This is a genomic window from Streptomyces sp. NPDC047002, assembly GCF_040704505.1.
GTDB lineage: Bacteria > Actinomycetota > Actinomycetes > Streptomycetales > Streptomycetaceae > Streptomyces.
In genome coordinates this window covers 139,503-157,256 of record NZ_JBEYWC010000009.1, presented here as the reverse complement: position 1 = coordinate 157,256, position 17,754 = coordinate 139,503, and the positions used below count along the sequence as shown (strand labels likewise).

Annotated in this window: 12 protein-coding genes; 6 read left to right on the top strand and 6 right to left on the bottom strand. The window is 71.8% G+C overall.

Translation table 11 applies throughout. From position 1 onward, the window contains the following. Positions 1-135: 135 nt before the first annotated feature. Complete coding sequence (gene metH, locus AB0910_RS12000; RefSeq protein ID WP_366744422.1) at positions 136-3,651, bottom strand: methionine synthase; 3,516 nt, start codon at positions 3,649-3,651, stop codon at positions 136-138. A gap of 195 nt (positions 3,652-3,846) precedes the next feature. Between metH and AB0910_RS11995 the strand changes: the two genes are divergently transcribed. From AB0910_RS11995 to AB0910_RS11975, 5 genes are all read left to right on the top strand, one after another. Then, on the top strand, positions 3,847-4,644 hold the full coding sequence (locus tag AB0910_RS11995) for an IclR family transcriptional regulator (protein ID WP_366744421.1): 798 nt from the start codon (positions 3,847-3,849) through the stop codon (positions 4,642-4,644). A gap of 222 nt (positions 4,645-4,866) precedes the next feature. Then, the gene (locus AB0910_RS11990; RefSeq protein WP_366744420.1) at positions 4,867-5,658 is read left to right on the top strand and encodes an MIP/aquaporin family protein; all 792 of its coding nucleotides are present in this window, start codon (positions 4,867-4,869) and stop codon (positions 5,656-5,658) included. A 59-nt stretch (positions 5,659-5,717) separates the two neighbouring features. Then, on the top strand, positions 5,718-7,256 hold the full coding sequence (gene glpK, locus AB0910_RS11985) for a glycerol kinase GlpK (protein ID WP_366744419.1): 1,539 nt from the start codon (positions 5,718-5,720) through the stop codon (positions 7,254-7,256). Between the two features lie 85 nt (positions 7,257-7,341). Next, on the top strand, positions 7,342-8,955 hold the full coding sequence (locus AB0910_RS11980; RefSeq protein WP_366744418.1) for a glycerol-3-phosphate dehydrogenase/oxidase: 1,614 nt from the start codon (positions 7,342-7,344) through the stop codon (positions 8,953-8,955). A 108-nt stretch (positions 8,956-9,063) separates the two neighbouring features. Beyond that, on the top strand, positions 9,064-9,735 hold the full coding sequence (locus AB0910_RS11975) for a FadR/GntR family transcriptional regulator (protein ID WP_366744417.1): 672 nt from the start codon (positions 9,064-9,066) through the stop codon (positions 9,733-9,735). A 51-nt stretch (positions 9,736-9,786) separates the two neighbouring features. On the opposite strand, the gene AB0910_RS11970 is transcribed toward AB0910_RS11975, so the two are convergent. The 4 genes from AB0910_RS11970 to AB0910_RS11955 form a co-directional block, all read right to left on the bottom strand. Further along, on the bottom strand, positions 9,787-10,812 hold the full coding sequence (locus tag AB0910_RS11970; RefSeq protein WP_366744416.1) for an ABC transporter permease: 1,026 nt from the start codon (positions 10,810-10,812) through the stop codon (positions 9,787-9,789). Continuing rightward, a complete protein-coding gene (locus AB0910_RS11965; RefSeq protein WP_366744415.1) occupies positions 10,809-12,347 on the bottom strand; it encodes a sugar ABC transporter ATP-binding protein in 1,539 nt (512 codons plus the stop codon). The genes AB0910_RS11970 and AB0910_RS11965 overlap by 4 nt, the downstream gene beginning before the upstream one ends. A 5-nt stretch (positions 12,348-12,352) precedes the next feature. Next, entirely contained in the window at positions 12,353-13,405 is a 1,053-nt protein-coding gene (locus AB0910_RS11960; RefSeq protein ID WP_366744414.1) for a sugar ABC transporter substrate-binding protein, read from the bottom strand. 87 nt (positions 13,406-13,492) lie between these two features. After that, positions 13,493-14,809 (bottom strand): enolase C-terminal domain-like protein, encoded by a 1,317-nt coding sequence (locus AB0910_RS11955; protein ID WP_366744413.1) that lies wholly within the window; start codon positions 14,807-14,809, stop codon positions 13,493-13,495. A 360-nt stretch (positions 14,810-15,169) separates the two neighbouring features. Here AB0910_RS11955 and AB0910_RS11950 point away from each other — a divergent pair, with 360 nt between their 5' ends. After that, complete coding sequence (locus tag AB0910_RS11950; RefSeq protein WP_366744412.1) at positions 15,170-16,357, top strand: PAC2 family protein; 1,188 nt, start codon at positions 15,170-15,172, stop codon at positions 16,355-16,357. Between the two features lie 113 nt (positions 16,358-16,470). Here the strand turns inward: AB0910_RS11950 and mshC are convergent, their stop codons facing one another. Next, the gene (gene mshC / locus AB0910_RS11945) at positions 16,471-17,700 is read right to left on the bottom strand and encodes a cysteine--1-D-myo-inosityl 2-amino-2-deoxy-alpha-D-glucopyranoside ligase (RefSeq protein WP_366744411.1); all 1,230 of its coding nucleotides are present in this window, start codon (positions 17,698-17,700) and stop codon (positions 16,471-16,473) included. Positions 17,701-17,754 lie beyond the last annotated feature (54 nt).

The window sequence follows — 17,754 nt, the reverse complement described above, 5'->3', positions numbered from 1 at the left end:
AGGGACGAGAAGGCCGGCCGCCTGCCCGTACGGGTTCCCCCGCCAGGGCCGGCGGCCGGCCAACGCTGGACCGACCAGTGTACGTGCCGTCGGCGCGCGGTGCGTGCCGTCGGCGCACCGAGGGTGACGGCGCGGTCATCGCGCGTTGAAGTACTTCGCCTCCGGGTGGTGGATGACGATCGCGTCCGTGGACTGCTCCGGGTGGAGCTGGAACTCCTCGGAGAGCTGGACACCGATGCGCTCGGGTTCGAGCAGCGCGGCGATCTTCGCCCGGTCCTCCAGGTCGGGGCAGGCGCCGTAGCCGAGCGAGAAGCGGGCGCCGCGGTACTTCAGCGCGAACATGTCCTCGACCTCGGCCGGGTCCTCGCCCGCGAAGCCGAGCTCGGAGCGCACCCGGGCGTGCCAGTACTCGGCGAGTGCCTCGGCGAGCTGCACGGACAGGCCGTGCAGCTCCAGGTAGTCGCGGTAGGCGTTGTCCTGGAACAGCTCGGCGGTCCGCCCGCCGATCTTCGAGCCGATGGTGACGACCTGGAGGCCGACGACGTCCGTCTCGCCCGACTCCTCGGGCCTGAAGAAGTCCGCGAGGCACAGGTGCCGGCCGCGCCGCTGGCGGGGGAAGGTGAAGCGGGTGCGCTCCGAGCCGTCCTCGTGCAGCAGGATCAGGTCGTCGCCCTTGGAGACGCAGGGGAAGTAGCCGTAGACGACGGCCGCCTCCAGGAGGTTCTGGGTGTGCATCTGGTCGAGCCAGCCGCGCAGGTGGGGGCGGCCCTCCGTCTCGACGAGCTCCTGGTACGAGGGCCCTTCGCCCGCGCGGGCCTCCTTCAGCCCCCACTGGCCCTTGAAGAGGGCGCCCTCGTCGAGCCAGGACGCGTACTCGGCGAGCTGGATGCCCTTGACGACGCGGCTGCCCCAGAACGGCGGGGCGGGGACCGGGTTGTCGGTGGCGACGTCGGAGCGCGTGACGGGCTGCTCCGGCCGGTCGAGCACGGCGGCCGTGGCCGCGGACCTGACCCTGCGCTGCTTGAGCTCGGGCAGTTCCGCGCCGGGGACGCCGCGCTTGACGGCGATGAGGGCGTCCATCAGCCGCAGGCCCTCGAACGCGTCGCGCGCGTAGCGGACCTCGCCCTCGTAGATCTCGTGGAGGTCCTGCTCGACATAGGCGCGGGTGAGCGCGGCGCCGCCGAGGATGACCGGGTAGTCGGCGGCCATCCGGCGCTGGTTCAGCTCCTCCAGGTTCTCCTTCATGATCACCGTGGACTTGACGAGGAGCCCCGACATGCCGATGACGTCGGCCCTGTGCTCCTTGGCGGCGTCGAGGATCGCGGCGACGGGCTGCTTGATGCCGAGGTTGACGACGTTGTAGCCGTTGTTGGAGAGGATGATGTCGACGAGGTTCTTGCCGATGTCGTGGACGTCGCCGCGCACGGTCGCGAGCACGATGGTGCCCTTGCCCTCCTCGCCCTCGACCTTCTCCATGTGGGGTTCGAGATAGGCGACGGCGGCCTTCATCACCTCGGCGGACTGGAGGACGAACGGCAGCTGCATCTTGCCGGAGCCGAACAGCTCGCCGACGACCTTCATGCCGCCCAGCAGGGTCTCGTTGACGATCTCCAGGGCGGGCCGCTCGGCGAGCGCCGCGTCCAGGTCGGCTTCGAGGCCGTTCTTCTCGCCGTCGATGATGCGGCGCTCCAGGCGCTCGTTCAGCGGCAGGGCGAGGAGCTCCTCGGCCCTGCTGTCCTTCATCGACTTGGTGTTGACGCCCTCGAACAGCTCCATGAGGTGCTGGAGCGGGTCGTACCCCTCGCGCCTGCGGTCGTGGATGAGGTCGAGTGCGGCCTCGACCTGCTCCTCGTCGAGGCGGGCGATGGGCAGGATCTTGGAGGCGTGGACGATCGCCGAGTCGAGGCCCGCCCTGACGCACTCGTCGAGGAAGACGGAGTTGAGGACGACGCGCGCCGCCGGGTTGAGGCCGAAGGAGATGTTGGAGAGGCCGAGCGTGGTCTGCACCTCGGGGTGGCGGCGCTTGAGCTCGCGGATCGCCTCGATGGTGGCGATGCCGTCGCGCCGCGACTCCTCCTGGCCGGTGCAGATGGTGAAGGTGAGGCAGTCGACCAGGATGTCCGACTCGTGGATGCCCCAGTTGCCGGTGAGGTCCGCGATCAGCCGCTCGGCGATGGCGACCTTGTTCTCCGCGGTGCGGGCCTGCCCCTGCTCGTCGATGGTGAGCGCGATCAGGGCGGCGCCGTGCTCGGCCGCCAGCCCGGTGACCTTGTGGAAGCGGGACTCGGGGCCGTCGCCGTCCTCGTAGTTGACCGAGTTGATGACGGCGCGGCCGCCGAGCTTCTCCAGGCCGGCGCGCAGCACGTCGATCTCGGTGGAGTCGAGGACGATCGGGAGGGTGGAGGCGGTGGCGAACCGGCCGGCCAGCTCGGCCATGTCGGCGACGCCGTCGCGGCCGACGTAGTCGACGCACAGGTCGAGCATGTGGGCGCCCTCGCGGATCTGCCCGCGCGCCATCTCCACGCAGTCCTCCCACCGCCCGTCGAGCATGGCCTCGCGGAACTTCTTCGAGCCGTTGGCGTTGGTGCGCTCGCCGATGGCGAGATACGAGGTGTCCTGGCGGAACGGGACCGTCTGGTAGAGGGAGGCGGCGCCGGGCTCGGGCTGCGGGGTGCGCTCCGCGGGCCTGCTGCCGCGCACCCGCTCGACGACCTGGCGCAGGTGCTCGGGGGTGGTGCCGCAGCAGCCGCCGACCAGGGAGAGGCCGTACTCGCCGACGAAGGTCTCCTGCGCGTCGGCGAGTTCGCCGGGCTGCAGGGGGTAGTGGGCCCCGTCCTTGCCGAGGACGGGCAGGCCCGCGTTGGGCATGCAGGAGAGCGGGACCCTGGCGTGCTGGGCGAGGTAGCGGAGGTGCTCACTCATCTCGGAAGGCCCTGTGGCGCAGTTCAGGCCGATCATGTCGATGCCGAGCGGTTCGAGCGCCGTCAGCGCCGCGCCGATCTCGGAGCCGAGCAGCATGGTGCCGGTGGTCTCGACGGTGACGGAGCAGATGACCGGCAGGTCGGTGCCGGTGGCGGCGAGGGCGCGGCGGGCGCCGAGGATGGCGGCCTTCGTCTGCAGCAGGTCCTGGGTGGTCTCGACGAGGAGCGCGTCGGCGCCGCCCGCGATCATGCCCTCGGCGTTCTGCTGGTAGGCGTCGCGGAGCTTGACGTAGGGGGCGTGGCCGAGCGTCGGCAGCTTGGTGCCGGGGCCCATGGAGCCGAGGACCCAGCGCTGCTGCCCGGTGGACGCGGTGAACTCGTCGGCGACCTCGCGGGCGATGGCCGCGCCCGCCTGGGACAGCTCGAAGACGCGCTCGGGGATGTCGTACTCGCCGAGGGCGGCGAAGTTGGCGCCGAAGGTGTTGGTCTCGACGCAGTCGACGCCGACCGAGAAGTACTCCTGGTGCACGGAGCGGACGATGTCGGGGCGGGTGACGTTGAGGATCTCGTTGCAGCCTTCGAGGTCTTGGAAGTCCGCGAGGGTGGGCTCCTGTGCCTGGAGCATCGTGCCCATGGCGCCGTCCGCGACGACGACGCGGGTGGCGAACGCCTCGCGCAGGGCATCGACGCGGCTGCTGCTGTCGGTGGAGGGGGTCGGCGACGAGGCCATGGATTCACTCCCGTAGATGCGACGGCTGTCGGCTTTGCCCCCGGGCGGTGCGAGGGGCACCCGGCCAGGGTAGCCGGGAGGGGCGCCGGCGGTGGCGGTGCGTCCAGGGCGTGGTCACCACACCCTCACTTCGGCGGACGAATTCGGCATGGGCCGATAGTGTTCAGCATTGTCGAATAGGGAACGGAGTCCGCCATGGCGAAGAACATCCAGTCGCTGGAGCGGGCCGCGGCCGTGCTCCGCCTGCTGGCGGGCGGCGAGCGCCGGCTCGGCCTTTCCGACATCGCCTCCTCCCTCGGCCTGGCCAAGGGCACGGCCCACGGCATCCTGCGGACCCTCCAGGCGGAGGGGTTCGTGGAGCAGGAGGCGACGTCGGGGCGGTACCAGCTGGGCGCCGAGCTGCTGCGGCTCGGCAACAGCTACCTGGACGTCAACGAGCTGCGGGCGCGCGCCCTCGTCTGGACGGACGACCTGGCGCGTTCGAGCGGCGAGAGCGTGCACCTGGGCGTGCTCCACCTGGGGGGCGTGCTGATCGTGCACCACGTCTTCCGCCCCGACGACAGCCGCCAGGTGCTGGAGGTGGGCGCGCTGCAGCCGCTGCACTCCACCGCGCTGGGGAAGGTGCTGTGCGCCTTCGACCCGGTGGCACGCCAGGACGCGCTCGACGGCGAGCGCCGCACGCTCACGCCGCGCACGGTGGTGGAGCCCGGCGCCTTCGAGGCGGCGCTCGCCGCCGTACGGGAGCGAGGCTGGGCCACCGACGTGGAGGAGACCTGGGACGGCGTGGCCGCGGTGGCTGCGCCGATCCGTGACCGCCGCTCCATGGTGGTCGGCGCCGTCGCGGTGACGGGCGCCGCCGAGCGGCTGCGTCCCGCGGACGCGGCAGGCGCCGCGCCGGACGGGGGAAGGACCGCGGTGCGCGACGACCTGGTGGCCGCGGTGCGCGGATGCGCGAGATCGGTGTCCCGGGATATCGGCAACGGGCGGTTTTGACCCGTATAGCGGATGATCGGACGTGCGGGAGGTTCCGGTGGCGGAGCCCTTGACTGCACTTGAACTCGGCACGAGACTGCCGTATAGCGGTCGGCATTGCCGAACAGGTCTCTGGAGTCACAGAGGCCACACGGCAGGACGACCGGAAGCAAGTGCCCTGCAGGACGGCGCGGACCGCCGGCACCCCCGGAGATCCGCCTTCCCTGGACGAAGGAGTCTCGGGTGTCCAATCTCGACATATTCGTGGGCGAGACGTCCGGTACCGCCATGCTGATCCTGCTCGGGGGCGGCGTGGTGGCGGGCGTCGTGCTCAAACGCTCCAAGGCGTTCGGCGCCGGCTGGGTCGCCATCAGCTTCGGCTGGGGCTTCGCCGTCATGGTCGGCGCCTATCTCTCGGCGCCCAAGTCCGCCGCTTCGCTCAATCCCGCCCTGACGCTCGCGCTGGCGATCCAGGGCGGGATCAAGTGGGGCGACGTACCGCTGTACATCGGCTCCGAGCTGCTCGGCGCCATGATCGGCGCCTTCCTGGTGTGGGTCGCCTACATGGGCCAGTTCACGGCCTTCCTGCGGGACCCCGAGGTGCTCGCCGCGCAGCCCGCCGAGGAGGGCCTGGTCGACCAGCGGACCGCGCCCAAGGCCGGCCCGGTGCTCGGCATCTTCTCCACGGGCCCCGAGATCCGGCATACGGCGCAGAACCTGCTGACCGAGATCATCGGCACGTTCGTCCTGGTCATCGCGATCCTCACGCAAGGGCTCAACCAGAAGGGCGACGGCCTCGGACCGATCGGCATCCTGATCACGTCGTTCGTCGTGGTGGCCATCGGACTCTCCCTCGGCGGGCCGACCGGTTACGCCATCAACCCGGCGCGCGACCTCGGGCCGCGGATCGTGCACGCCCTGCTGCCGCTGCGCAACAAGGGCGGCTCCGACTGGGCGTACGCCTGGATCCCGGTGGTCGGCCCCTTCGCGGGCGCCGCGCTCGCGGCCGGCTTCTACGAGCTGGCGTTCGCATGACCGCAGCCCGGCGCACGCCCACCCCGACCGACTTCCTCCGACGGAGCAGGAGCTAGACCGTGAGTGACCACACGAGCGGGACCGCGTCCCACGGGACGGGCCCTTTCATCGCCGCCATCGACCAGGGCACGACATCGAGCCGCTGCATCGTCTTCGACCGGGACGGCCGCATCGTGGCCGTCGACCAGAAGGAGCACGAGCAGATATTCCCCAAGCCCGGCTGGGTGGAGCACGACGCGGCCGAGATCTGGACCAACGTCCAGGACGTCGTCGCGGGCGCGATCCGCAAGGCGGGCATCACCAAGGACGACGTCAAGGCGATCGGCATCACCAACCAGCGCGAGACGACGCTGCTGTGGGACAGGAACACCGGCCGCCCCGTGCACAACGCGATCGTCTGGCAGGACACCCGCACCGACGCGCTCACCCGCGAACTGGGCCGCAACGTGGGCGCCGACCGCTGGCGCCGGGAGACCGGCCTGCCGCTCTCGACGTACTTCGCCGGGCCCAAGGCGCGCTGGCTGCTCGACAACGTCGAGGGGCTGCGCGAGCGCGCCGAGCGCGGCGAGATCCTCTTCGGCACGATGGACACCTGGGTCATCTGGAACCTGACCGGCGGTGTGGACGGCGGCGCCCACGTCACCGACGTGACCAACGCGTCCCGCACGATGCTGATGAACCTGCACACCATGGAGTGGGACGAACGCATCTGCGAGTCCATGGGCGTGCCCTCCGTGATGCTGCCGGAGATCAAGTCCTCCGCCGAGGTGTACGGGACGGCCGCCGGCGGCGCCCTCGACGGGGTGCCCGTCGCCTCCGCGCTCGGCGACCAGCAGGCCGCGCTGTTCGGCCAGTGCTGCTTCACCGAGGGCGACGCCAAGTCCACGTACGGCACCGGCACCTTCATGCTGATGAACACGGCGGACAAGCCGGTCAACTCGTACAACGGGCTGCTCACCACGGTCGGTTACCGCATCGGCGACCAGCCGGCGGTCTACGCGCTCGAAGGCTCCATCGCCGTCACCGGCGCGCTGGTGCAGTGGATGCGCGACCAGATGGGCCTGATCAAAACGGCCCCGGAGATCGAGACGCTGGCCTCCACCGTGGAGGACAACGGCGGCGCGTACTTCGTACCCGCCTTCTCCGGCCTGTTCGCGCCGCACTGGAACCCCGACGCGCGCGGTGTGATCGCCGGGCTCACCGGCTATGTCACCAAGGCGCACATCGCCCGCGCGGTGCTTGAGGCCACGGCCTGGCAGACCCGCGAGATCAGCGACGCCATGACGAAGGACTCCGGCGTCGAGCTGACCACCCTCAAGGTCGACGGCGGCATGACCGCCAACAACCTGCTGATGCAGACGCTCGCCGACGTCCTCGACGCGCCGGTCGTCCGCCCGCTGGTCGCCGAGACCACGGCGCTCGGCGCGGCCTACGCGGCGGGGCTCGCGGTGGGCTTCTGGCCCGACACGGACGCCCTGCGCGCCAACTGGCGGCGGGCGGCCGAGTGGACCCCGCACATGGAAGCGGCGGTCCGCGACCGCGAGTACAAGAACTGGCTCAAGGCCGTGGAGCGCACCAAGGGCTGGCTGGCGGACTGACCGCCGGCCGGCAACCGGCCGCCGGGACCCGGCGGCCGGACCCGCACCGCAGACGACAGCCCACGACGGCTGACGAGGAGTACGTATGAACACCCCCCTGAGCGGCGCCCCTGCACTCGGGACGCACCTGGCCGGCGGCTCGCTGCCGAGCCGTGCCGAGATCCGCGAGCGGCTGGACAGCGCGGCCTTCGACCTGCTGGTGATCGGCGGCGGCATCCTGGGCATCTCCACCGCCTGGCACGCCTCGCAGTCGGGCCTCAGGGTGGCCCTGGTGGACAGCGGCGACTTCGCCGGCGCCACCTCGTCGGCCTCCTCGAAACTGCTGCACGGCGGGCTGCGCTACCTCCAGACCGGCGCGGTCAGGCTGGTGGCGGAGAACCACTTCGAGCGGCGGGCCGTCGCCCAGCAGGTCGCACCGCACCTGGCCAACCCGCTCACCTTCTACCTGCCGGTGTACCGGGGCGGCCCGCACGGCGCCGCCAAGCTCGGCGCCGGCGTGTTCGCCTACTCGGCGCTTTCCGCCTTCGGCGACGGCGTCGGGCACGTCATCAGCCCGGAGAAGGCCAGGCGCGCCGTGCCCGAGCTGCGCACGGAGAACCTGCGCGCGGTCGCCGTGTACGGGGACGACCAGATGAACGACTCCAGGATGGCGCTGATGACCGTGCGCGCCGCCGCCGAGTCGGGCGCCGCGGTGCTCAACTACGCGGAGGTCACCGGGCTGCGCTTCACCGCGGGCCGGGTGACGGGCGCCGACCTCAAGGACCGCACGGACGGGGCCGAGTTCGGCATCAACGCGCGCCTCGTGCTCAACGCGACGGGCCCCTGGGTGGACCACCTGCGGGCCATGGAGGACCCGAAGGCTGCCCCGTCGATCCGGCTGTCCAAGGGCGCGCACCTGGTGCTGCGCAGGACAGCGCCGTGGCGCGCCGCACTGGCCACGCCCATCGACAAGTACCGCATCACGTTCGCGCTGCCCTGGGAGGACATGCTCGTCCTCGGCACCACGGACGAGGAGTACGAGGGCGATCCCGCGGACGTCTCCGTCACCGAGAAGGACATCCGGCAGATCCTCGACGAGGCGTCGCTCTCGGTGCGCGACCAGCAGCTCTCCCGCGACCTGATCGCGTACTCGTACGCGGGCCTGCGGGTGCTGCCGGGCGGCCCGGGGGGCACGGCCACGGCGAAGCGGGAGACCGTGGTGACCGAGGGCCGCGGCGGGATGCTGTCCGTCGCCGGCGGCAAGTGGACCACCTTCCGGCACATCGGACGCACCGTGCTGAACAAGCTGGAGACCCTGCCGGGCCACCCGCTGGGCCGGGACGCCGAGCCGGTCTCCCAGCTGCCGAAGAAGATGCCGCTGCCGGGCATCGCCAACCCGCACGCCGTCGCGCACCGGCTGCTGATCGACCGGGGCACCCCGGAGAGCGGGATCGCGCCGGACACCGCACGGCACCTGGCCACCCACTACGGATCCCTCGCCTTCGACATCGCGCGCCTGACGTACGAGCGGCCCGAGCTGGGCGAGCGGATCCACCCGGACGCGCCGGAGATCTGGGCCCAGGTCGTGTACGCGCGGGACCGCGAGTGGGCGCAGACCGCCGAGGACGTGCTGCGGCGGCGCACCACGCTCACCATCCGCGGCCTGGACACGGACGAGGTCAAGGCGAAGGTCGAGGACGTGCTCGCGCGGCGCGACTGACGGCGGCACCGGCGCCGGCCGGGCCGAAGTCACCCGCGTATCCGTCCCCCGGGGCGCCGAGCCCGGCGCATAATGGGGGCCGATACATCGGATGTATGGAGGTCGCCCGTGGCTGTCACCGACGAGGCCATAGAGAAGATCAAGGGAATGATCGTCTCCGGCGCGCTGCGTCCGGGCGACCGCCTCCCCAAGGAGAGCGAACTGGCGGCCGGCCTCGGCCTGTCGAGGAACTCCCTGCGGGAGGCGGTGCGCGCGCTCGCGCTGATGCGCATCCTCGACGTGCGACAGGGCGACGGGACCTATGTCACGAGCCTGGACCCGCAGCTGCTGCTTGAGGCGCTGAGCTTCGTGGTGGACTTCCACCGCGACGACACGGTCCTCGAATTCCTCGCGGTGCGCCGCATCCTGGAGCCCGCGGCGACCGCGATGGCGAGCACGCGGATCACCGAGGACGGGCTCGCCGAGCTCGACGGGCAGCTCGACGCGCTGGGGCCCGATCCCTCGGTGGAGCAACTGGTCGCGTCCGACCTGGAGTTCCACCGGGGGATCGTGCAGCACTCCGGCAACTCGGTGCTGCTCTCCCTGCTCGACGGGCTCTCGGGGCCGACGACGCGGGCACGGATATGGCGCGGCCTGACGCAGGAGGACGCGGTGAGCCGCACCCTGCACGAGCACCGGGCGATCCTCGCGGCGCTGCGGGACCGGGACGCGGAGGCCGCGCGGTCCTGGGCCACGGTGCACATCGCCAGTGTGGAGATGTGGCTGCGCTCCACGCTGTGAGGCAGCGGCGTGGGCCCGCGGCCGGGCGGCTGCGGGCCCACGCGGCGCCGCTCAGTCCTGCTTCTCGCCGCTCGCGAAGCGGGAGACGATCAGCGCGACGATGATGATCGCGCCGTTGAGGAACTGGTCCCACTCGGGCGGCACCCCGGCCAGCGTCATCACATTGACCACGAGCTGGAGCGTGAGGACGCCGGTGAGCGCGCCGAAGATGGTGCCGCGGCCGCCCTTGAGGCTCACCCCGCCGATCACCGCGGCGGCGAACACGTTGAAGATCCAGCCGTTGCCCTGGTCGGCCGCGACCGAGCCGTAGTGGCCCGTGTAGAGGATGCCGGCGAAGGCGGCGAGCAGGCTCGCGACGCCCAGCACGATCCAGGTGACCCGGTCGACCCTGATGCCGGCCGCGCGGGCCGCCTCCGGGTTGCCGCCGATCGCGTACAGCGACCTGCCGTGCCGGAACCAGGCGAGTGCCGCCCCGCCGGCCGCGAACAGGACCAGGCAGAGCCACACCGCGGCCGGCAGGCCGATCCAGTCGGTCCTGCCCAGGTAGCGGAAGGACTCGGGCACGTCGGAGATGGACTTGCCGCCGGTGATGCCGATCTGGAGGCCGCGCAGCATGGTGAGCATGCCGAGGGTGGCGATGAAGCCGTTGACGCGCAGCCGCAGGATCAGGAAGGCGTTGAACGCGCCGATGGCGAGGCCGACCAGCAGGTCGAACGGGATCGCCGTCCAGGTGGGCAGGCCGAGTCCGGTGAACCTGCCGCCGTGGGTGGGCAGGACGAGCCACATGGCGATCGCGGGCGCGACGCCGATGGTGGATTCGAGCGAGAGGTCCATCCGGCCCGCGATCAGCACCAGCGCCTCGCCGAGGACCAGCAGGCTGAGTTCGGAGGCCGACTGGAGCACGCCGGTGAGGTTGTTGGCGGTCAGGAACGCGGGCGAGACGATGAAGCCGATCACCATCAGCACGACGATCACCGGCACGAGCGAGAAGTCGCTCCACCTGACGAGCCTGAGCCTGCCGCGCGGGCTCAGCCGCTCCGTACGGTCCGCCACCGGCGGACGCATGGTCTCGGTCATTCCCGCTCCCCCACACCTTCCATCGCGGCGACCAGCTCCCGGTCGCTCCAGCCGCTCCCGAACGCGGCCACCACGCGCCCGTGGAACAGGGCGAGTACGCGGTCGCACACCCGCAGATCGTCCAGCTCGTCCGAGATGATGACGGCGGCGCTGCCCTCGTCGGCCACCCGGCGCACCACACCGAGCAGCGAGTCCTTGGACTTGACGTCGACCCCGGCGGTGGGCCGTACGGCCACCAGGGCACGCGGGTCGCGCGCCAGGGCGCGCGCCACCACGACCTTCTGCTGGTTGCCGCCGGACAGGCCGGTGACCGGCTGCTCGGGCCCGGTGGTCTTGATGTCCAGCGCCTCGATCATCGACCGGGCGAACGCCCGTGTCCTGGACGGCAGTACGGTTCCCCACGGGCCGAGCTGGTCCGCCACGGTCAGCGTGGCGTTCTCCGCGACGCTGCGGGTGGCGACGAGGCCCTGGAGGTGCCGGTCCTCGGGGATGTAGCCGATGCCCGCGTCGAGCGCGTCGGGCACGCTGCCCGGCCGTACGGGCCGCCCGCTCACGGCGACGCCGCCCGCGGTCGGGGCCCGCATGCCGACGAGGATCTCGCCGAGCGCCACGGTGCCGCTCGCCGCCGCGCCCGCGACGCCGAGCACCTCGCCCGGCCGCACCTCCAGGTCGATCGGCTCGAACACCCCGTCGAGGGCGAGCCCTTCGGCCTTGAGCACCGGCTCGGTGCGGGCGAGCTCCGCGGAGTGCTCCCCCGCGTGCCAGGCGCCCACCGACCTGGCGGCGTCGCCGGTCATCGCGGCCACCAGGTCGTCCTTGGACAGGTCGGCCACCTGGGCGCTGAGCACGTGCCGGGCGTCGCGGTACACGGTGACCGCGGTGCACAGCTCGTACACCTCCTGGAGGTGGTGCGAGATGAAGAGGAACGCGACGCCCTGTGCCTGGAGTTCGCGCAGCTTCGTGAAGAGGCGCTGGATGCCGCGCGCGTCGAGCTGCGCGGTCGGCTCGTCCAGGACGATCAGCCGGGCGCCGAACGAGAGCGCCCGCGCTATCTCCACGAACTGCCGCTGTTCCACGGTCAGTTCCTTGGCACGCAGGGTCGGGTCGACGTCCACGCCGTACCCCGCGAGGAGTTCGGCGGCGCGCCGCCGCAGGCCGCCCCAGCGGATGAGGCGGCCCGAACCCGCGCCGCGGGCTTGGAAGTTGTTGAGGAAGAGGTTCTCCGCGACGGTCAGGTCGGGGACCACCATGGACTTCTGGTAGACGCACGCCACCCGGGACTGCCAGGCCGCGGTGTCCCCGTACGCGGGCGCGGGCTCGCCGCCGAACTCGACGGTGCCCCCGTCCGGCCTGTGCAGGCCGGTGACCACGCCGACGAGGGTGGACTTGCCCGCCCCGTTGCGCCCGACGAGGGCGTGGGACTCGCCGGGCCGCACCGTGAGCCGGACGCCGTCCAGCGCGAGGGTCTGGCCGAACCGCTTGACGACGCCCGCCGCGTGGAGGGCGGGCGGTGGCTGCTGCTTCGCCTTTTCCACGGCTGCTACTTATTGTCCAGCTGATTGGCCCACAGCTTCGGGTCGTCCACGTTCTCCTTGGTCACCAGGGGCGCGGGGAGCTGGTCCTCGTACCCGCCCGGGATCTTGACGATCTTCGAGTCGTGGTCGGTGGGCCCGACCTTCTGCTTCTTGCCCTCGACGGCCTCCTTGGCGTACTGGAGGGCGTACTTGGCGTAGAGGTCGGCGGGCTGCGAGATGGTCGCGTCGATCTGGCCCTTGCGGATCGCGTCGAACTCCTGCGGGATGCCGTCGTTGGAGATGATGGTGATGTGCCCCTTGGTACCGGCGGGCTTGAGCAGGTGCTTCTGCTGGAGCAGCGCGAGCGTGGGCGCGAGGAAGACGCCGCCCGCCTGCATGTAGAGGCCCCCCAGGTCGGGGTTGGCCGCCAGGGTGGACTGGAGCTTGGACGAGGCGACGTCGCCCTCCCAATTGGTGGCCAGCTCGATCACCTTGACGCCGGGGAAGTTCTTGGTCATGCAGGACCTGAACGCCTGGGAGCGGTCGCGGCCGTTGATGGAGGACAGGTCGCCCTCGAACTCGGCGACCTTGCCCTTACCCTTCAGCTGCTGCCCGAGGAACATGCACGCCTTGGTCCCGTACGCGACGTTGTCGGCGCGCACCACCATGTAGACCTTGCCCTTGTCGGGGCGGGTGTCGACGCTGACCACGGGTATCTTCTTGTCGCTCAGCGTCTGGAGGGTCTCGGCGACCGCGCCGGTGTCCTGCGGCGCCATCACGACGGCCTTGGCGCCCTGGTCGGTCAGCGCCTGGACGTTGGAGGCCAGCTTGCCGATGTCGTTCTGCGAGTTGGTCAGCGGCAGGGCGCTCACCGCGCCCGCCTTGATGTCCTTCTGGACGTAGCTCTGGTACGAGTTCCAGAAGTCGGTGTCGCTGCGCGGCAGGTCGATGCCGACCTTGCCGCCGTCGGCGGCGCTGTCGCCGCCCCGGTTGCAGCCCGCGAGGACCGCCACCGAGAGCAGCACGGCGCAGGCGGCGGCGCCCGTGGTCCGCAGCCTGCCGCGTGGGCTTCGCCCCATGGTGTCTCGGAGCATCGTTGATCCGTCCTTACTCGTCACTCGTCCGTACCGGCGGTTGGGTGTGCAGGCGCGCGAGGCGCGGGGCCGTCATGAGGCCGCGTCCTCGGTGCGGCGGGCCCGCCACACGGGCCCGTCGGGGAAGCTGTGGGCGGCGACCGACTCCGGCAGCATGCGGGCGGAGAAGCCCGGTGCCTCGGGTGCCGCGTAGGCGCCGGAGACGACGCGCACGGGGTCGGCGAAGTGCTCGTGCAGATGGTCGACGTACTCGATGACGCGGCCCTTCGTGCTGCCGGAGACCGCGACGTAGTCGAACATCGCGAGGTGCTGCACCAGTTCGCACAGGCCGACGCCGCCCGCGTGCGGGCAGACCGGCAGGCCGTACTTGGCGGCGAGCAGCAGGACGGCCACGTTCTCGTTGACCCCGGCGACGCGGGCCGCGTCGATCTGTACGAAGTCGACTGCCTCGGCCTGCATCAGCTGCTTGAACACCACGCGGTTGGCGACGTGTTCGCCGGTGGCGACCGGCACGGGCTGCCCGGCCCTGATCGCGGCGTGGCCGAGCACGTCGTCGGGGCTCGTCGGCTCCTCGATCCAGTGGGGCGCGTACGGCGCCAGCGCGGACATCCAGCGCACCGCGTCGGAGACGTCCCAGCGCTGGTTGGCGTCGACCGCGATCGCGACGCCCGGCCCCACGGCCTCGCGGGCGAGCCGCATCCTGCGCACGTCGTCCGCCAGGTCGCCGCCGACCTTCAGCTTGATCTGGCGGAACCCGTCGGCGACCGCCTGCCGGGCGAGGGCCACCAGCTTGCCGTCCGAGTAGCCGAGCCAGCCGGGCGAGGTGGTGTAGGCGGGGTAGCCGTCGGCCCGCAGCGCGGCGGCGCGCTCGGCCCTGCCCGGCTCGGCGGCCCGCAGGATCTTCAGCGCCTCCTCGGGGGTGAGCGCGTCCGTGAGGTAGCGGAAGTCGACCAGCGAGACGATCTCCTCGGGCGTCATCCGGGAGAGGAACTCCCAGACGGGCAACCCCGCCTGGCGGGCCGCCAGGTCCCAGGCGGCGTTGACGACGGCGCCCGCCGCCATGTGCATCACGCCCTTCTCCGGGCCGAGCCAGCGCAGCGGGGAGTCGTGCGTCAGGTCGCGGTGGAGCGCGGCGAGTCCTGCGGCCGTGAGCGGGGCGGGACGGCCGACGACATGGCCGCGCAGCGCCTCGATGGCCGCGGCCGCCACGTCGTTGCCGCGCCCGATGGTGAAGCAGAATCCGTGGCCCTCGGCCCCGTCGTCGGTGCGCAGGACGACGTAGGCTGCCGAGTAGTCGGGGTCCGGGTTCATCGCGTCAGAGCCGTCGAGCTGCTCCGAGGTGGGAAAGCGGATGTCGTGGACCTCGAACCCGGTGACGCCCTGACTCATGCACGCGCTCCCTCGTGTGAACGGAAGAACATCGGACCTCTGGGGTCGTCCGATGTATAGCGCCGAGAAGTGCGGAGCGTCCAGAGGTAGGACGCAATTCAAGGTCACAGATCGGATGACTACGCCGTCGACCGTGCCGCGCAAGGGAGTTCAAGGGCGCTGAGCCGCCCGGCGACCCGGCCGCGCCGCGTCCGGCCGCGAGGGCGCGCGGCGGGCCATGCGCGCCCTCTCCGGCGCCCGTGACCGGGCGGTCGCGCCGGGTGCGCCGGCGCGGCCCGGAGCGTACGCGGCACTGCGGCCGGGCAGCTTCGAAGCCGTAAGGTTGGTGCGTACGACAGAGAACTTCGGAAGGAGGCCTGGGTGATCGAGCTCGCGGGGGTTCCCGAGCTGATCGACCCGGTCATGGTGGCCGCGTTCGAGGGCTGGAACGACGCCGGCGACGCGGCGTCCACGGCGGTCGCCCATTTGGACCGGGAGTGGAAGGGGGAGGTGTTCGCGGCGCTCGACGCCGAGGACTACTACGACTTCCAGGTCAACAGGCCCACGGTCTTCATGGAGAACGGCGCACGCAAGGTCACGTGGCCCACCACCCGGCTCTCGGTGGTGCGGATCTCCGGTGAGAACCCGCGCGACCTGGTGCTGGTGCGGGGCATCGAGCCGTCGATGCGGTGGCGCTCCTTCTGCAACGAGCTCCTCGGCTTCGCCCACGAGCTCGGCGTGGAACTGGTGGTGATCCTGGGGGCGCTGCTCGGCGACACCCCGCACACCAGGCCCGTACCGGTCAGCGGTGTCACCTCGGACGCGGCGCTGGCCCGCACGATGGACCTGGAGGAGACGCGCTACGAGGGCCCGACCGGCATCGTCGGCATCCTCCAGGAGGCGTGCACGCACGCCGGTGTGCCCGCGGTGAGCCTGTGGGCGGCGGTGCCGCACTATGTGTCGCAGCCGCCGAACCCGAAGGCGACGCTCGCCCTGCTCAACCGGCTCGAAGACCTGATCGGGGTCCGCATCCCGCTGGGCGAGCTGTCGGAGGACGCCCGCGCCTGGCAGCTCGGGGTGGACCAACTCGCCTCCGAGGACAGCGAGGTCGCGGAGTACGTGCAGTCGCTCGAAGAGGCGCGGGACACCGCGGAACTGCCGGAGGCGTCGGGCGAGGCGATCGCCCGCGAGTTCGAGCGGTACCTCAGGCGGCGCGACGGCGAGCCGGGCCGCGGCGGCCAGGCGGCGGCCGGCGGGCGTGCGACCGAGGGCGGCCCCGGCAGGACGTGGCCCAAGCCCTCGCGCGGCACCCACGACCAGGACCGCGTCGCCGGGGACCGGGAAGCGGGCGGCGACCCGGAGGCCCCGCCCGCGCCGGAGGCGGCCGAGGACGCCGGCGCCGAGGACCGCGCAGGCAAGGCCGAGGGCTCCGAGGCTCTCGAAAACACCGAACCCACTGAACCCACCGAACCCACCGGAAAAACCGACAGCCCGGACACCTCCGGCAGCCCGGGCCAGGGTGGCAGGGACGACAGTGCCGACAACGGCGGCGATCCGTCCGAGGACTAGTCGGGCCGCCGGCGGACCGGACATACCGGAGGGGCCTTGGTCCCGCGCCCCACCGGGGTGCGGGACCAAGGCCCCTCTCCGTGTCCTGCGTGTCCCGCTGTGTCGCGCCGCCGCTACAGCGCCACGCCGAGCAGCGCGTCGACGGTGCGGGTGGCCAGGCCGGTCGCGCCCTCGTCGCTGCCGCCCCCGCTCTCCTGGAGCGCCACCCAGCGGTCCACGGCGGCCAGCGCTGCCGGGGCGTCGAGGTCGTCGGCGAGCGCCTCGCGCACCTCGTCCACCAGCGCGTCGGCGGGGTGGCCCACCGGGCGGGAGACCGCGGCACGCCAGCGGGCCAGCCTGGCCTGCGCGTCGGCGAGTACGCGGTCGGTCCACATCCAGTCCGACCGGTAGTGGTGCGCGTGCAGCGCGAGCCTGATGGCCGCCGGGTCCACACCCTGCTCGCGCAGCGCGGAGACGAAGACCAGGTTGCCCTTGGACTTGGACATCTTCTCGCCGTCGAGGCCGACCATGCCGGCGTGCACGTACGTCCTGGCGAAGGGATGCTCGCCGGTCAGCGCCTGCGCGTGCGAGGCGCCCATCTCGTGGTGCGGGAAGGCCAGGTCGCTGCCGCCGCCCTGCACGTCGAAGGCCATGCCGAGGTGGTCGAGCGCGATCGCCACGCACTCGATGTGCCAGCCGGGGCGGCCCGCGCCGAGGCTGCCGCCGTCCCAGCTCGGCTCGCCCGGCCGCGCCGCCATCCACAGCATCGGGTCGAGCGGGTTCTTCTTGCCCGGGCGGTCGGGGTCGCCGCCGCGCTCGGCCGACAGCAGCCGCATCGCCGCGGCGTCCAGCCGCGACACCTCGCCGAAGTGCGGGTCGGCGGCGACGGAGAAGTACGTGTCGCCCTCCAACTCGTAGGCGGCGCCCGCCTCCCGCAGCCGCTCCACCAGGGGCACGATGCCGGGTATGGCCTCGACCGCGCCGATGTAGTGCCTCGGCGGCAGCATCCGCAGCGCCGTCATGTCCTCGCGGAACAGGGTGGTCTCGCGCTCCGCGAGCCCCCGCCAGTCCTCACCGTCGCGCTCGGCGCGTTCGAGCAGCGGGTCGTCGACGTCCGTCACGTTCTGCACGTAGTGGACCTGCCGGCCGCTGTCCAGCCAGACCCGCTGCACCAGGTCGAAGGCGTTGTACGTCGCCGCGTGCCCCATATGGGTCGCGTCGTACGGCGTGATGCCGCAGACGTATATCCGGGCGACGGGTCCCGGGGTGAGGGTGACCCTGTCGTCCGTCGAGGTGTCGTGAATCCGGATGTCGCGGCCCGTGCCGGGCAGGGCGGGGACATCAGAGGCTGGCCAGGCATGCATGCCATGAGCGTAACCGGACGTGGTATCCGGATACGACCCGGACAGGGGGTCGGG

Excerpts from the sequence above, each read along its gene's own strand:
- metH (WP_366744422.1), bottom strand. The coding sequence starts at position 3,651 with ATGGCCTCGTCGCCGACCCCCTCCACCGACAGCAGCAGCCGCGTCGAT.
- AB0910_RS11995 (WP_366744421.1), top strand. The coding sequence starts at position 3,847 with ATGGCGAAGAACATCCAGTCGCTGGAGCGGGCCGCGGCCGTGCTCCGC.
- AB0910_RS11980 (WP_366744418.1), top strand. The coding sequence starts at position 7,342 with ATGAACACCCCCCTGAGCGGCGCCCCTGCACTCGGGACGCACCTGGCC.
- AB0910_RS11970 (WP_366744416.1), bottom strand. The coding sequence starts at position 10,812 with ATGACCGAGACCATGCGTCCGCCGGTGGCGGACCGTACGGAGCGGCTG.
- AB0910_RS11960 (WP_366744414.1), bottom strand. The coding sequence starts at position 13,405 with ATGGGGCGAAGCCCACGCGGCAGGCTGCGGACCACGGGCGCCGCCGCC.
- AB0910_RS11955 (WP_366744413.1), bottom strand. The coding sequence starts at position 14,809 with ATGAGTCAGGGCGTCACCGGGTTCGAGGTCCACGACATCCGCTTTCCC.
- mshC (WP_366744411.1), bottom strand. The coding sequence starts at position 17,700 with ATGCATGCCTGGCCAGCCTCTGATGTCCCCGCCCTGCCCGGCACGGGC.